Source organism: Candidatus Neomarinimicrobiota bacterium, assembly GCA_018647265.1.
In the GTDB taxonomy this organism is placed as follows: domain Bacteria; phylum Fidelibacterota; class Marinisomatia; order Marinisomatales; family TCS55; genus TCS55.
Window position 1 is genome coordinate 1 of the sequence record JABGTK010000115.1, and the last position, 16,623, is coordinate 16,623.

Here is a 16,623-nt window from a genome sequence, read left to right on the forward strand (position 1 = left end):
AGTTCTTCCAATATCTCCTGTTTTTCAGGGTTAGAAACTGTAAGCAATGAAACGGTTCTGTCGGCCAATCGTGATGGCTTCTGGATGTTGGATAACATGCCCGTGTGCTCTTCACTCAGGTTGGGCGCTACCTGGATCAAATCACCGAATACCTGGCGAAGATTACTTCCCATGGCATCGAGTTCTATATCATCCGTCGGAGAAGTGTCTGCAACACGTTGAACAGCAGCACGATAATATGGTTCTTTTTCTTTATAGGATAAAATTTTAACGCGATCGATCCCTTGGACAATGGCGGATTTACTATTGTCCGGCATATCAAAAACTTTCAGGACAACCGCGAGCGTTCCAAAAGAGTATAAATCTTCTGGGCTAGGATCTTCTATGGAGCCATCTTCCTGGGCCACCACAACAATATGCTTGCTCTTGGGTGGCAATTCGTTAATTAGCTTCAGGGATTTATCCCTGCCGATGTAAATCGGAATTACTTGCTGCGGAAATAATACCGTATTCCGCAAAGGCATTACAGGATAAGTTTCGCTTTCTTCCAGCAAATCTTCGTTTAAATCTTTTTCAAATTCGTCGCTCATGACATTCCTTAATTTAAGTCAGACATAGTTGAGTCAAACTTTGTGCCATCAATAATACTTTGCTTTTATGACGTAAAAACATCAATTTTCACCAATTTCTCTGCCATATCGGTTTACTTTGGTAAGATATGACAAGAGACACAGTTTTCCCGAAATTCGTGGGGCATCTTTTTTACCTGCATTACGCCAGACCCAAAATTCATTTCTCGCTCCGTTGCATGACACTTCAAACAGGTACTTTCATCAATGAACTGCATGTGGGCCACAAAATTCGAAAGTTTTGGTGGTACCTTTCCATCAACCAAGATTAAGGGTGCTTCTGATTCAGTAATATCGGCTTCAGCAATTTCAGATTCAGGAATAGGAGCGATTCCCTGGTCCCCGTAAACCATCCAAACTAAAATAAATCCAGATACCACAACCAAACTATAGATTAAATTTTTATATTGATTCATATTATTACCTTTGCTAGTCGCGCTTGTTCATCTGCATGGTAAGAACTCCGCACCAATGCACCTGATTCCACTACACGAAAACCCAATTCTAATCCTATCCTTTTGTAATCTTCAAATTCTTCATCTTCAACATAACGATTCACAGGTAGGTGATTCTTGGTCGGTTGTAAATATTGACCAATGGTAAAAATCTCTACACCCAAATCCACCACTTCTTTCATAGTTTCAACTACCTCGCTTTTTGATTCACCAAGACCAACCATCATGCTTGTTTTGGTCAGCAACCCATAATCCACTGATTGTTTCAAAACATCTAGGCTTCTAGACCAAACTGACTGTGCGCGGACTTGTCGGCTAATCCGTTCGATGCATTCTACATTGTGAGAAAAAATCTCTGGCGCTGCTTCAAATACTGTTTCCAATGCCGGTTTGAATCCTTGAAAATCAGGCGTCAAAACTTCAACGGTACATTCAGGGACGTGGTGGTGAATTTGTTTAATTGTCTCTGCCCAAATCTTTGAACCATAATCACCTTTTAGATCATCCCGATCTACTGAGGTAATCACGACATGACTCAAATTCATTTTCTTCACCGCCATTGCCGTTCGCACCGGTTCCATCTCATCCAGGACTTGAGGCTTTCCTGTATTCACAGAACAGAATCCACATGAACGAGTACAAGTATTCCCGAGAATCATAATAGTGGCTGTACCGCGGCCCCAGCATTCATAAATATTGGGACAGCGAGCTTCTTCACAAACAGTATTGAGTTTGTTGGTACTCACAACCTCCTGGACGAATTTGTAATCCTCCCCGTATTGCAGACGAATTTTTGGTTTTTTGGAAATGGTTCTTTTGGCGGTTATTTCCATCAATCCACTTTCTGAAATAGGTAAATCATATATCGTTTGTATTTTCTAAAATCATCACTTTCGAGTAATGAGAATTGTTTCAGCTTTTTATTTACTTTTTTACCAAATGCTTTTTTAATTACCTTTAAAATAAAAGGATGCTTTTTATCCAAATAGTTTGAAGAGAACTCTACCGTTGGATAAATGAACCGCTCCATGAATGCTTTAGCACCATCCAAGGTTGGCATGGTATTCTCTGTTTGATCATATTCGCGAATTAGTTTAAAACCATATTCTTTTGCTTTTTCCATATAGATTTTTTCATCATGAGCGGCCTTGATATGCCAATCACCGCTACCATCATTGTGATGAAGAAAATAATCGGAGGCCAAAAGGTAGCCCCCATCTCTAATGGTTTTTCGAGCTGTTTTCCACCCCGTCTCAATCTGGATATAACAAGCACTTTCACTCTCCAGCACTAGGTCATATTGTTTTTCCGGTTCGAAATCCTCAAACTTCGTCCGGTGAAATTTTACCTCACCATTATATTTTTTCGCAAATACACTTTCTTGGTATTCATCTGGAGACAATGCTTCTACTGAATACCCTTGCGATAAAAGATAACTGGAATTGCCACCGATTCCTGCGCCCACATCTAGGACAGTTTTCACATCCTCGGGAATGAAGGAAGTCAAGTGTTCGATATAGCGTCCCTGGGCAGCCACCATTTCATCTAAAGAAATATTATCCACATTCACATTTTCAGGATGATCCCAAAATCCATAGTGTAGATAGGGCGAACGGATCGATTCTGAATAGAGTTTTAATACGTGATCAATAGGCATTAGATTATGTTTTCTAAATTAATGTTTTCAATATTTTGCCTGACAGATTCGATAAATTGACTGCCGCCGGCACCATCTACCAATCGATGATCAAACCCTAAGGATAAGAACATCATACTTTTGATCCCTATTGTATCCCCTTCGTTTGTTTCAATCACCACAGGCCGTTTTTTCACCACACCCACACCGAGGATTCCCACGTTTGGTTGGTTGATAATTGGTGTTCCCATAGTAACATTGAATACGCCAAAATTGGAAATGGAAAATGTGGATCCCTGGAGTTCATCGGGGTTCAATTGTTTGTTGCGAGTACGCACGGCCATATCTCTCACCTTACGGCATAACCCAAGAAAATTAAGCTCTTCACATCTGGCCATAACAGGAACCATGAGACCTTTATCCACAGCCACGGCCATTCCAATATTTACATTTTTATGATAAATAATCGCTGATCCATCGATGGATGCATTCATATCTGGATTGGCAGTCAATGCCTTAACGCAAGCCTGTATTATGAAAGGTGTGTAGGTAAGTTTATATCCTTCCTTTTTATAGAAAGCATCTTCCTGGGAATTAACATAATTCACAATAGCGGACATATCTACTTCTGTCATGACATAAACATGGGCCGATGTTTCTATACTTTTTCGCATATGACCAGCAATCAGTTTGCGCATATGATCCATTTCAACTCTGGCTTCATCACCAGTGAATGCCGGTGCAGTTGCCGGTTTCGGGATACTGCTTTGTTGTTGAGGCGCTGGTGCGGCAGTGCGACTTTCCAAATATTTTAAAATATCCAGTTTGGTCACTCGACCGCCTTTGCCTGAACCGGAAATGGTCATCAGTTCTTCAAAACCAATACCATTTTCTGCAGCAATTTTATTAACCACTGGTGTAATAAATTTCTTTTCCCCTGAAGCCTGTATTGGAGGTCGTGTTTGAGTCACTGGTTTTGGCGCTTCTACAGGTTTTTCAACAATGGGGTCAGGTTCAACCACCGGCTTTTCTTTCTTTGGTGGCGATGCAATCGGTTTCGCTGCGCCGGCCTCTGTTTCAACCCGTGCAATAACAGCACCCACATCCAGTACATCATTGGGCTCGGCGAGGATTTCAACAAGGACACCAGCTGTTGGACTGGGAATTTCAGAATCTACTTTATCTGTGCCAATCTCCAATAAAATTTCGTCCAATTCTATGGCATCACCCACTTTTTTGCGCCATTCTATAATGGTGCCTTCAGTAATTGATTCACCCATTTTTGGCATAACAACATCTACAATCATCAGTACTCCAGTAATTCTTTTAGCGCAGTTTGAATATTAAGGGTTTGGGGAAGAATCTCTTCTTCTAAAAACCAGTTAAAAGGCACATGGCAGTCCGCTGAACCTACCCGTTTTATGGGGCCATCCAAGTCTTCAAAATGTCGTTCGGCAATGATTGCTGCAATTTCTGCCCCTGGACCGTTGGTTAAATTATCCTCATGAACCACTAAAACTTTACCAGTTTTTTCAACGGATGCACTGATTGTTTTTTCATCCAGTGGATTGAGTGTCCGCAGGTCAATGATTTCCACAATCCCAGGATCAATGCCTTCTTTTTTAACCGCTTCGATAGATTTTTGCACCATGGCACCCCAGGTTATAATGGTTAAAACAGCGCCTTCTTGCAATACTCGCGCTTTACCAAATGGCAGTATATAATTTTCGTCCGGCTCTGGTGTCGCCGCAAATCCCTGGCGGTATAGTCCTTTATGTTCCATAAATAACACAGGATCATCCATCCGGCAAGCCGCTTTTAGCAATCCCTTGGCATCTGCCGCATTTGATGGATAGGCAATTCGAATTCCCGGAATATGCATAAAATATCCATCGATTGATTGGCTGTGACAAAGTCCGCCGTGAATATACCCACCTACAGGAACGCGAATCACAACGGGGCAACTCCAGGCATTATTTGATCGGTAGCGCATGGTGGACAATTCATTCCTAATCTGCATCATTGCCGTCCATATATAATCACCAAACTGTATCTCAATAACGGGCTTCCACCCTGCGCAAGCCATGCCAATTCCAGTCCCAACAATAGATGCTTCAGCTAATGGAGAGTTAAAAACACGATCTTTTCCATATTTATTTGTAAGTCCCCGGCTCGCCGTAAATACACCACCCTTGGGATCCGCAACATCTTCTCCAAATATCACCATTTTATCATTTTTCCCCATCTCTTCAGAAAGGGCATGATTGATAGCATCCACCAATACAACTTTTTCGCTGATTTCATTAAAGTTGGTTTCTTCTAAAGCCGGTTCATGGGAATAAATATAATCCATAGCTGTTGATTTCTCAGGATGCTCTTGCTGTTCCGCCCACTCTGTTTCTTTATCTACAAGAGTTTTGACTTCATCACGGATCTTATCAAATTCTTTTTGTTGAATAGTTTTCCCTTCGATGCAGGCTTCTTCAAACCGTAAAATTGGATCCCTTTTTCTATCAGTTTCAAGATCTTCTTCTGAGCGGTACTTTCGTTGGTCATCAGAAGAGGAATGAGGTAATAATCGTACAACATTGGAAACAATAACTGAAGGACCTTTCCCTTTTCGAGCACGATCCACTGCTTTTTGAAAAGCCAAATGAGTCTCAAAAAAATCTGTTCCATCTACATTATAACGAGCCAAATTTTGGTAACCAGCCACCATGGAATAAACCGATCCGCCAGAAGTTTGTTCAGAAATATGAACACTAATAGCATACTCATTATCTTCTACATGAAAAATAATCGGAAGCTTTTCCCGACTGGCCCAGTTCAACGCTTCATGGAATTCACCCTGGCTTGTAGTCCCCTCACCAGAGGACACATAGACCACTTCCTTTTTCCCTTCCCACTTTCGGGTCAAAGCCGAACCAACAGACTGTAAAAATTGGGTGCCAGTGGGACTGGATTGACTCACGATTCGTAATTCTTTATCCCCAAAATGCTGGGGCATTTGGCGACCACCGGATGCAGGATCATCCTTCCGCGCCAAAAATCCCAATAAATGATCTTTACTCGTCACCCCAAGACCCAAGGTCAAGGCCGCATCCCTGTAATAGGGATATATCCAATCTTCACCCGGTTTCAAATTTGAAGATGCAGCCAACTGGGCTGCTTCATGACCAGAGCAAGCAATATGAAAAAACGATTTCCCTTGCCGTATCATAATCATCATTTTTTCATCCAACCGCCGGGCCAGAACCATCTTTCGGTAAATCTCTAATAATTCTTTTTTCTGGAATCCATGCAATCTTGGCATCAATTCACCTCTACTATTTCCTGCATATGAAATACATCATTAAATGATTGTGTTATCTTGTTTTTCACTAAGGATAAATCTTGTTTTCCCCCCAGAACCTTTTCCATGGATGTGACACCATATTCAAAAATACCGCAGGGAATTATCCCCCCATAATAATTGAGATCTGTATTCACGTTAAGAGCAAACCCATGCATCGTAACCCAACGGGAGATTCGAACACCTTGGGCGCCAATCTTTTCATCACCAACCCAAACACCAGTTAGCCCTTCTTTCAATCCTGCCTCAATACCATAAGTGAATAACGTATCGATCATCATTTGTTCTAAAGTTCGCATATACCAACTGACATTTTTTTTAAATCGGTGAAGATCCAAAATCGGATATCCCACAATTTGCCCAGGACCATGAAAGGTAATATCGCCACCTCGTTCTACGTTGAATACTTTTGCATCTTTTGGCGCTGATTGAAGCAAATGATTTTCATCCGCGTTTTTGCCTAACGTATAGACTGGTTCATGCTCTACAAATATCAATGTATCTGGCGCCTGTCCTATTAACACTTTTTGGTGGTATTCCTTTTGGAAATCCCAAGAAGATTGGTAATCCATTTGGCCTAAGTCTATGACTTTAATTTGGTTTTTCATTCTTAGTTATAATTGTGACAATGAGCTTGACGAAGCATTACTGATGAACACTCTGGCCAAATGCATCCAAGGCCGCTTCCATGACCGCTTCCGATAAAGTGGGATGGGCATGAACCGTCATTGCAATTTCTTGCCAAGTTGTTTCCAACGCCTTGGCCACACCTAGTTCGGCGATTAATTCAGTCGCTTCGCTGCCCACAATGTGGCAACCCAACAATTCGCCATATTTGGCGTCAAAAATAATTTTTACAAACCCAGTGGATTCTCGGATTGCCAGAGCTTTTCCGCTGGCACGAAAATCAAATCGTCCTACTTTAATATCATGTCCCATTTCTTTGGCTACCGCTTCTGTCATTCCCAAGGAGGCCACTTGAGGCTGACAATAAGTACATCCGGGAATATTTGAATAATCCACTGGATGAGCGTTCTCACCGGCAGCATGCTCCGCCGCTACATGGCCTTGGGCCGATGCTACATGGGCCAACCAAGGCGGTCCCGAGACATCACCAATGGCATAAATATTGGGGACGGAAGTTTGATTAAATTCATTAATTGTGATGGCGCCCCGGTCTGTTTTGACTCCAATATCATCTAGACCAATATTCTCAATATTCCCCGTGACCCCAACTGCATTCAAAACAATATCCGCATCAATGGTTTGGCTCTTTCCACCCTTTTCAGCATGAACCTTCACTCTGGTTTTTAGCTTCTCAATTTGGGTCACTTTTGTTTCTGTGTAAATCTTAATGCCGGATTTTTTAAAACTTTTTTCCACTTCTTTAGAGACATCCACATCTTCTACTGGGAGGATGTTGGACATCATTTCAATTAGGTGAATCTGAGTGCCATATTCATTATAAAAATAGGCGAACTCTGCCCCAATCGCACCGGCGCCGATAATGACCATTTTCTTCGGCGGCTCCTTTAAAATCATGGCTTCTTTGGAGGTAATCACCTGTTTCCCGTCCGGCTCCATTCCTGGAAAAATTCTTGGCCGCGCCCCAGTGGCAATAATAATACTGTCCGCTTTTACCGAATCGTTCTTTTTGCCATTGGTCACTTCAATTTCATTGGCGGATTTCAATACTCCTCTACCGTTGATATGGGTAATCTTATTTTTCTTCATCAAGAATTCGATTCCCTTAGAAAGACGGTTGGAGACATCACGACTTCGTTTGATTGTTTTACTAAAATCCACATCATATTCCGGAATATTAATCCCAAACTTTTTACTATTTTTCACATAATGGAGAATTTCAGCATTTTTCAACAATGCTTTGGTGGGGATACATCCCCAATTCAGGCAAACACCACCCAAATTATCTTCATCTATAATGACTGTATTTTTACCCAATTGGGCCGCACGAATGGCAGCAACATACCCCCCGGGGCCACCGCCTAAAACAGCAATATCAAATTTTACCATAGTCTTTTTCTACTTTTGCAATCCGAACAATATATTTTTCATACCAAATCGCCTTACCGCGTTTTTTAACTATTTTATGTTCGCTGTGATTGCGCCATGCTTTAATGGATTCTTTATCTTTCCAATAGACCGATGTAATACCAAACCCATTAGATTCACGCACTGATTCTACCCCTAAGAATCCAGGCATATTTTGTGCAAGTTCAGACATTCGAGTTGATGCTGTATCATATTCTTCCTTTTCTTCAAGTGTATGAATCGAGGTAAAAATGACCGCATAATATGGTGGTTTTGGTGTATTGGCTAGGCTCATTTTATTTTCCTATAATGCTTAAAAATTCTGCTCGCGTTTCTGCCGATTTTCTGAATTGACCCAACATGGCAGATGTGGATGCATAACTATTTTGTTTTTCAACACCGCGCATTTGCATACAGAGATGACGGCCTTCCATGACAACGGCTACGCCAACTGGATCAAGTACTTCTTGTAGCGTATTAGCTACTTGAGATGTCAACCGTTCCTGCAATTGAAGTCTGCGGGAAAACATATCAACAATTCGGGGAATTTTTGAAAGGCCAATCACTTTCCCATCGGGCAAATAGCCCACATGGGCTCTACCAAAAAATGGAATCATATGGTGTTCACACATGGAAAAGAATTCAATGTCTCGAACAACGATTAGCTCACTACAATCTTCGTGAAAAACTGCGTCATTTATAATATCATTTAAATTGGCGCGGTAACCTTGAGAAAAATATTCCCAAGATTTGGCAACGCGCGTTGGTGTTTTTACCAACCCTTCCCGTTTTGAATCTTCCCCGATAATTTCGAGTAAATCCTTGGTAATGTTTTCTAACCGATCAAAATTTTTCGTCATAGTTATGCCTCTTCTGCAAATGAATGTTTAGCCCAATCGACTTCATCAGGATCTTCGTGGATTTTATCCTTCAAAGCCCATACCCCTAGGTAAAACAATGGTGTATCCAATAATGCCACCAATACCTTGAACATAAATCCGTTAGCCAATAAGGGCCAGAATCTTACCCAATCTATGGCGCCGGCCGTACATAACAGAATCAATACGGCTGATGTATCCACCAATTGGGAGACGATTGTTGAACCATTATTCCTTAGCCAAAGATGTTTTCCTTTGGTGAGCCTTTTCCAAAAATGAAATATTCTGATGTCAATATATTGGGCCGCTAAATAAGCCACCATGGATGCAAATACTGCCGGTCCAAATAATCCAAATACTTTTGTGAATGTTTCATCTCCCACCGGGGACCATTCGGTTTGGGGCACAAAGTTGGCAAGGATAACGACACCCATAACAAATACAGAAGCCACCAATCCCGATAACACAACCTGGTTGGCTTTCTTTTTTCCGTACAATTCTGAAATGAGATCCGTGACCAAGAATGTAACCGGATAGGGAAGTATGCCTACGGACAATTCAAAAGTATAAAGGCCGAACGGTGTCCATGTAAAAAATTTTTGGAAGATAAGGTTTGCGCTAATCAGTGAGGCAATAAAGATGCCCGTCAAAATGAGGAAAAGTCGGTTTTTAAAGTCCATTAACTCGCGGAGCTCGGACCGTAATAATCAGTAAAAATAGTGGGTGTTTCCCGGAGTCGAATTCTATGTAGTTTGGCCCCTTTCAATCGGGGGGCAATCTGTTCCCAAATGAACTGAACCAAGTTTTCAGAACTGGGCTGTTTATCCTTGAACCAATCCACTTCTTTTTCAATTTGGCTATGATCCAATATATCGATTACATGTGTTTCAACAATTTTCTTCAAGTGGCCCAAGTCAACAATGAATCCTGTTTCGGGATTAATCTCACCGGTCACCATGACCTCTAATGTATAGTTATGTCCATGGACTTTTGAATCGGGACCAAACACATCCCAGTTTTTTTCATCCGTCCAGTCCCCATGACCGTATTGATGGGCGGCGTTGAAATAGAAAACTTTGGTTAAATAGGGATTGTTCATTTTTTTATTGTATGCTACAAATATTATTGAAGGTATAATTTAGGCTATTGCCCTCTGTGGACAAAAGGATTATGGTTACAATTTAAAAGAAAAACGTCTCAGAAATTCTGAGCATTTATTTTCCGACAATCATCCATGTTTGTCGTTGTTATATACGAAGCCTTAGGAATCGTCAAACAGGGATGTTTGACGGACCGGCTAATTCTTCAACTCTAGAATTAAGTACTTTTTTGTCTATTGTATTAAATAACCGATAATTAAAACTATCTCTTAACGCCTGCCAACTGGCTTCAATGATATTTTCTGAAACGCCTACAGTTGACCACGATTCTTCTCCATCACTACTTTCAATCAACACACGAACCTTCGATTCGGTGCCGGCGCGCTCATCCAAAACACGCACTTTATAATCCACCAGTTTTACGTCATCGATTTCAGGGTAAAATCGAACCAATGCTTTTTTAAGCGCCAGATTTAATGCATTTACAGGCCCGACGCCGTCGGCAATTGTATGTTCAATTTCTCCATCTACAATTACTTTCAGCATCGCATCAGCACGCTTGTGCCCATCCTCATCATAATTCACATTGATGCGTGAATCCAATACATCAAAGAATGGTTTATAAGCGCCTAACTCTTCTTGTAGAATTAGTTCAAATGATGCTTCCGCTCCATCAAACTGGTATCCCGCATGTTCCAAAGACTTTATCCGATCCACAACCTTTTTGGTGAGTGCTTTGTCTCCATTGAGACGCACCCCCAGCTCCGATGCTTTATAGCGGACGTTACTCTGTCCGGAAAGGTCAGAAACCAAAACGCGTCTTTGGGCCCCCACTATTTCCGGTTCAATATGTTCATACATGGCGCTATTTTTCAGGACGGCACTTACATGAATGCCACCCTTATGGGCGAAGGCAGATCGGCCCACATATGCCGCCCGCTGATCCGGTGCCAAATTCATCACCTCCGATACATAATGAGATAAAGAAGAAAGTTTGGATAAATCTAAATTTTGGACCGGTTTCAAACCCAGTTTCAAAACGAGATTAGGAATAATACTCATAAGGTTGGCATTCCCACAGCGTTCACCCAATCCATTAATCGTCCCTTGCACATGACCCACCCCAGCCTCAACGGCTACCAAAGTATTAGCCACCGCCATTTCACTATCATTATGGGCATGAACACCTAAGGGGGCGCTGATGGTTTTCTTAGTGGTTGAAATAATCTGAGAAATTTCTGAAGGTAGTGAACCACCATTGGTGTCACATAATACGACAGTGTCGGCTCCAGCTTTCTCGGCTGCTTTTACCATACGGAGTGCAAATTCAGAATCATCTTTATATCCATCGAAGAAATGTTCTGCATCAAAAATGACATGGCGTCCTTCAGATTTTAAGAATCGAATGGATTCATAGATTAATGCTTCATTCTCTGATTCATCCAGTTCCAATCCAATTTCAGAATGAAGTTTCCATGATTTGCCAAATAATGAAACTACGGATGTTTCAGCCACTAACATGGCATTCAGGTTGGCATCTGATTTTACTTTATCAGGGAAACGGGCTGTGGAACCAAAAGCACAAATTCGTGCAACCTCTAATTTTTCTTCCCGAATCCGTTTAAAAAATGCTTCATCCTTTGGATTACTCCCGGGCCATCCTCCTTCGATAAAATCTACCCCAAATTCATCAAGACGTAACGCAATTCTGATTTTATCCTCAACGGAAAGGTTAACGCCCTCTCCTTGGGTTCCATCTCTTAAAGTGGTATCAAATATTTCAAATATTCTTGGTTTCATCAGAGAACCAAATCCTCAAATACCCATGGATTAAAATTCCGGTGCTTTTCTTCGAAAGATTGAATTTTATCTTTCATTCCCATTGTTTGATCTATTTCATCTAAACCATGCAAGAGACAGAGTTTTTTATATTCATCAATTTCAAATGAAATGGATTCACTATTGGAGTGTTGAATTGTTTGGTCTTTCAGATTAATCGCCAATTCAAATCCAGTAGTTTGATCAACAGTTTGAAAAAGTTCATCAACTTGAAAATCACTTAATACAATGGGCAGCAATCCATTTTTGAAACAGTTATTGTAGAAAATGTCCGCAAAACTGGGGCCAATGATGACACGGAAACCATAATCTTGAATGGCCCATGGGGCATGCTCACGACTGGAGCCGCAACCATAATTTTCTCTCGTTAATAAAATCGAAGCGCCTTGGTAGCGATCCTGGTTTAAGACAAAATCCGGATTCAATGGTCGATTTTTACAGGGCATTCCCGGTTCACCCTTGTCCAAATAACGCCATTCATCAAAAAGGTTGGGACCAAATCCAGTCCGTTTGATTGATTTCAAAAACTGCTTCGGAATGATGGCGTCCGTATCCACATTGGGACGATCGATAGGCGCAACTAATCCAGTAAAATTTAAAAATTTATCCATAATTATAACGCCTTCAGCATTTCTCTTACATCAACAAAATGGCCGTGAACAGCGGCAGCGGCTGCCATGATTGGACTCACCAAATGGGTGCGTCCCCCTTGTCCTTGTCGTCCTTCGAAATTTCTATTGGATGTAGAAGCACATCGCTCCCCCGGTTCCAGTCGATCAGCATTCATGGCTAAACACATGGAGCACCCCGGTTCACGCCATTCGAATCCAGCATCCACAAATACTTTGTCCAGTCCCTCAGATTCAGCTTGATTTTTCACTTCTCCTGATCCGGGAACAACCATAGCCAACTTGATTGTTTCGGCCACCTTTTTTCCCTTTACAATTTGGGCTGCGGCACGCAAATCCTCAATGCGAGAATTGGTGCAAGAACCAATAAACACCTTATCCAATTTATAATCGGACAATGAGCCACCATCAGAAAGTCCCATATAATCCAGTGCATTTTCAATACCATTTTGGCCGGTCATTGGTATGGCTTCACCTACGTCCAGTCCCATCTCTGGGGATGTGCCCCAAGTGATTTGGGGTATAATGCCGTCCGCATCCAATTCGATAATAGTGTCGAATTTGGCATCTGTATCCGAAGAAAGTGTTTTCCAATAAGTCACAGCCAAAACTAATTGAGTGCCCTTTGGGGCAAAAGGCCGACCTTTTACATATTCAATTGTTTTTGCGTCGACAGCAATAAGCCCTGCACGGGCACCAGCTTCGATGGCCATATTACATACTGTCATCCGCTCTTCGATTGATAAAGCTTGAATCGTTTCTCCTGCGAATTCAATGGTATGACCCGTGCCGCCTGCAGTGCCAATTTTTTTAATAATGGCCAAAACCAAATCCTTGGCGGTCACCCCTTTTTGCAAATCTCCATCTACCTTTATCAACATATTTTTGTATTTGCGCTGAACTAGACATTGGGTAGCCATAACGTGTTCCACTTCAGATGTACCTATTCCAAAAGCTAAAGCACCTAAAGCACCATGCGTGGCCGTGTGTGAATCACCACATACGATAGTCATCCCCGGCAAGGTTGCACCCTGCTCAGGCCCCACCACATGAACGATTCCTTGGCGGTCATCATCCATGGGAATATAGGGTACACCGAAGTATTTACAGTTTTCTACCAATGTATCAACTTGTAGGGCAGAAATAGGGTCTGCAATTCCTTGCTCTCGATTCTTAGTTGGAATGTTATGATCCGCCACCGCAAGATTTGCTGATGTCCGCCATGGTTTTCGATTGGCCAAGCGAAGTCCTTCAAAAGCTTGAGGCGAGGTTACTTCATGAATTAACTGACGATCAATATACAGCAGTGCATTCCCATTGTCGTCTTCGTGGACCAAATGAGCATCCCACAATTTATCATATAGTGTTTTTCCCGTCATGTTTATGGTGCTGTCACAGCAGCAAGAAGTTCATTCACTTCGCTCTGAATGCTGTATTCATTAATGGCCTGTAGATATGCTTTGGCACTGGCTTCAACAATATCTGTAGAAACGCCGCGGCCGGAGAAAGATTGTTCACCATTTTTCAAACGGAGATGCGCTTCACCTTGGGCAGACCGCCCAACAGTTACGGAGCGTACTTGGTAAGATTCAATGTGGAATTTCGAATTCAACGCACGATCAATGGCATTGAAACAGGCATCCACCGGACCATCGCCCGTAGCAGATTCTTCCACCAATCTATCGTCAGACTTGATTCGAACTGTTGCAGTTGGAATTGTTGTTGTTCCAAGATTAACGTGAAGATAATCCAGGAAATGGCGGTAATCTTTTTGGACCACTTCTTGACCCATTAGGAGGCGCAGGTCGTCGTCAAATACTTCTTTTTTCTTATCGGCCAATTCCAGGAACCGTTGATATACCGAATTCAGCTCTTCCTCTGATGGATCAAACCCAATGGCTTTCAGACGAGAATCCAATCCATGACGACCAGAATGTCGGCCCAAAATAATTTTAGACTCATGGACTCCCACTTCTTCTGGATTAATAATTTCGTAGGTTTTGTTATCTTTCAACATACCATCCTGGTGAATACCCGATTCATGGGCAAACGCATTATCACCCACAATAGCCTTGTTAGGTTGAACAACCATACCCGTAAATGAAGACACCATACGACTGGCGTTAAATATCTCGGATGTATTTATTTTTGTTTCCACATCCCATAAATCTTCACGGACTGCAAGGGCCATGACAATTTCTTCCAAGGATGCATTCCCTGCTCTTTCACCAATACCATTGATGGTACATTCCACTTGGCGGGCACCGTTGGTTATGGCAGAAAGGGAGTTGGCTACGGCCAATCCCAGATCATTATGGCAATGGACACTAATTACCGCTTGATCAATATTGCTAACGCGCCGTTTTAATTCGGCAATTTTTTCACCAAACTCTAAGGGCATAGTATATCCAGTTGTATCTGGAATATTCACCGTTGTGGCACCGGCAGCGATGACTGCTTCTACAATTTCAGATAAATATCCAATATCGGTTCGTCCCGCATCTTCCGGGGAAAATTCCACATCATCTGTAAATGTTTTGGCTAATGCCACCGCATCACAAGAAATTTTTAAAATATGCTGACGTTTTTCTTCCAGAGTTTTTCCGTAACGGTCGCTGCCGAATTTTCCCATCATATGGATATCCGATGTGCCTGCAAAAGTATGGATTCGAAATGTTTCTGCATGCTTCAAAGCATCATAAGCAGCTTTCACATCTTTATCAACAGTTCGGGCCAACCCGGCCACCACCGTATCCACAGCATCGGCGATACGCTGTACCGCATCAAATTGCACTTTGGATGATACGGGGTATCCTGCTTCAATTACATCCACATTCAGTTTATTCAATTGCTTAGCGATCTCAATTTTTTCCACCAAGTTAAGAGAGCAACCGGGCGCTTGTTCCCCATCCCTGAGCGTTGTGTCAAAAATAACAATTTTATCCTTCATAAGACATCCTTACCATTTCAATAATTGAATCAGATTTGTCGGCGCATTTTTCCAAGATAAGATCACGCATACCGGTTGTACTTACTACGGAGGTATTGCGGGTGGCAATATCTTCCGTGCGAAAACCAAGTTCCAGCACTTCACTTATGGCATCATAGATCATGGTCGCTGCATCGGGTAAGTCAAATGTGTAATCCAGCATCATGGCGACAGAACCAATCATGGCCAATGGATTGGCCCGATTTTGTCCGGCGATCTCAGGCGCAGTTCCGTGGACCGGTTCATAGAGTGAATGTTTTTCTCCAAGACTTGCAGATGGGAGCATTCCCAGGCTTCCCGTGACCATAGCAGAAATATCACTAAGAATATCGCCAAATAAATTTTGGGTCACAATTACATCAAACTGTTTGGGATCCCGCACCAATTGCATGGCGGCATTATCCACATACATCTCGTTCAGAAAAACATCGGGATATTCTTTGTGGACTTCTTCAACAACATCCCGCCAGAATTGAGAACTTTCTAACACATTAGCTTTATGAACAGAAGTGACTCTGTTATCCCGTTTTCGTGCCAATTCAAACGCGGAGCGGGCAATACGTTCAACTTCTTTTCGTGAATAAGTGAGTGTATTCCATCCTTTATTTTTATCCATACCACGCGGTTTTCCGAAATAGATTCCACCGGTTAATTCACGCACAACCATTACATCCGCTTTTCGAATTACGCTGGGACGTAGGGAAGATGCTTCTAAAAGAGCATTGTATATTTTGGCGGGACGAAGATTGGCATAAAGTCCTAAGGATTCTCGCAACTTCAAAAGGCCTTGTTCCGGTTTATTCTCATGGGGCTGTGAATCCCATTTGGGTCCACCCACTGCGCCCAAAAGTACAGCGTCGGATTTTTTGCATTTTTCCAATGTTTCGTCCGTCACCGGTACACCATGTTTATCAATGGAACAGCCGCCGAATAATGCTTCTTCATAATCAAACTGCACACTGAATTCCTGGCCGACCAAATCTAAAACCTGAAGTGCCGGATCCATAATTTCTGGACCAATGCCATCCCCCGGTAAAACAGTTAATTGATAGGATTTCATAATA

Annotated in this window: 17 protein-coding genes; all 17 read right to left on the reverse strand. The window is 42.1% G+C overall.

What is annotated here, in order from left to right:
* On the reverse strand, positions 1–590 hold a 590-nt coding region (locus tag HN459_06595), incomplete at its 3' end, for an endopeptidase La (GenBank protein MBT3479118.1).
* Positions 591–703: 113 nt separating this feature from the next.
* On the reverse strand, positions 704–1,045 hold the full coding sequence (locus tag HN459_06600) for a hypothetical protein (protein MBT3479119.1): 342 nt from the start codon (positions 1,043–1,045) through the stop codon (positions 704–706).
* Positions 1,042–1,917, reverse strand: coding sequence for a lipoyl synthase (gene lipA, locus HN459_06605; GenBank protein ID MBT3479120.1), 876 nt, complete (start codon positions 1,915–1,917; stop codon positions 1,042–1,044). Before lipA ends, HN459_06600 begins: the two co-directional genes overlap by 4 nt.
* Positions 1,917–2,741, reverse strand: coding sequence for a methyltransferase domain-containing protein (locus HN459_06610; protein ID MBT3479121.1), 825 nt, complete (start codon positions 2,739–2,741; stop codon positions 1,917–1,919). Before HN459_06610 ends, lipA begins: the two co-directional genes overlap by 1 nt.
* Positions 2,741–4,027: a 2-oxo acid dehydrogenase subunit E2 gene (locus tag HN459_06615; protein ID MBT3479122.1), complete on the reverse strand. Its 1,287-nt coding sequence runs from the start codon at positions 4,025–4,027 to the stop codon at positions 2,741–2,743. Before HN459_06615 ends, HN459_06610 begins: the two co-directional genes overlap by 1 nt.
* Positions 4,027–6,033: a tungsten formylmethanofuran dehydrogenase gene (locus HN459_06620; protein MBT3479123.1), complete on the reverse strand. Its 2,007-nt coding sequence runs from the start codon at positions 6,031–6,033 to the stop codon at positions 4,027–4,029. Before HN459_06620 ends, HN459_06615 begins: the two co-directional genes overlap by 1 nt.
* Complete coding sequence (gene lipB, locus HN459_06625) at positions 6,033–6,680, reverse strand: lipoyl(octanoyl) transferase LipB (protein ID MBT3479124.1); 648 nt, start codon at positions 6,678–6,680, stop codon at positions 6,033–6,035. Before lipB ends, HN459_06620 begins: the two co-directional genes overlap by 1 nt.
* Positions 6,681–6,717: 37 nt before the next feature.
* Entirely contained in the window at positions 6,718–8,106 is a 1,389-nt protein-coding gene (lpdA, locus tag HN459_06630) for a dihydrolipoyl dehydrogenase (protein MBT3479125.1), read from the reverse strand.
* Positions 8,093–8,419, reverse strand: coding sequence for an antibiotic biosynthesis monooxygenase (locus tag HN459_06635; GenBank protein MBT3479126.1), 327 nt, complete (start codon positions 8,417–8,419; stop codon positions 8,093–8,095). The genes lpdA and HN459_06635 overlap by 14 nt, the downstream gene beginning before the upstream one ends.
* 1 nt (position 8,420) lies before the next feature.
* Complete coding sequence (gene folE / locus HN459_06640) at positions 8,421–8,984, reverse strand: GTP cyclohydrolase I FolE (GenBank protein MBT3479127.1); 564 nt, start codon at positions 8,982–8,984, stop codon at positions 8,421–8,423.
* Between the two features lie 2 nt (positions 8,985–8,986).
* On the reverse strand, positions 8,987–9,682 hold the full coding sequence (locus HN459_06645) for a queuosine precursor transporter (protein ID MBT3479128.1): 696 nt from the start codon (positions 9,680–9,682) through the stop codon (positions 8,987–8,989).
* Positions 9,682–10,101: a 6-carboxytetrahydropterin synthase gene (locus tag HN459_06650; GenBank protein ID MBT3479129.1), complete on the reverse strand. Its 420-nt coding sequence runs from the start codon at positions 10,099–10,101 to the stop codon at positions 9,682–9,684. The genes HN459_06645 and HN459_06650 overlap by 1 nt, the downstream gene beginning before the upstream one ends.
* 172 nt (positions 10,102–10,273) lie before the next feature.
* On the reverse strand, positions 10,274–11,902 hold the full coding sequence (locus HN459_06655; protein ID MBT3479130.1) for a citramalate synthase: 1,629 nt from the start codon (positions 11,900–11,902) through the stop codon (positions 10,274–10,276).
* Complete coding sequence (leuD, locus tag HN459_06660; GenBank protein ID MBT3479131.1) at positions 11,902–12,552, reverse strand: 3-isopropylmalate dehydratase small subunit; 651 nt, start codon at positions 12,550–12,552, stop codon at positions 11,902–11,904. Before leuD ends, HN459_06655 begins: the two co-directional genes overlap by 1 nt.
* Before the next feature lie 2 nt (positions 12,553–12,554).
* Positions 12,555–13,949 carry a 3-isopropylmalate dehydratase large subunit gene (gene leuC, locus HN459_06665; protein ID MBT3479132.1) on the reverse strand — a complete coding sequence of 465 codons (1,395 nt, stop codon included), beginning with the start codon at positions 13,947–13,949 and terminating at the stop codon, positions 12,555–12,557.
* 2 nt (positions 13,950–13,951) lie between these two features.
* Positions 13,952–15,520, reverse strand: a complete 1,569-nt coding sequence (locus HN459_06670) for a 2-isopropylmalate synthase (protein ID MBT3479133.1) — start codon at positions 15,518–15,520, stop codon at positions 13,952–13,954.
* Positions 15,510–16,619, reverse strand: coding sequence for a 3-isopropylmalate dehydrogenase (leuB, locus tag HN459_06675; GenBank protein MBT3479134.1), 1,110 nt, complete (start codon positions 16,617–16,619; stop codon positions 15,510–15,512). Before leuB ends, HN459_06670 begins: the two co-directional genes overlap by 11 nt.
* Positions 16,620–16,623: the final 4 nt, after the last annotated feature.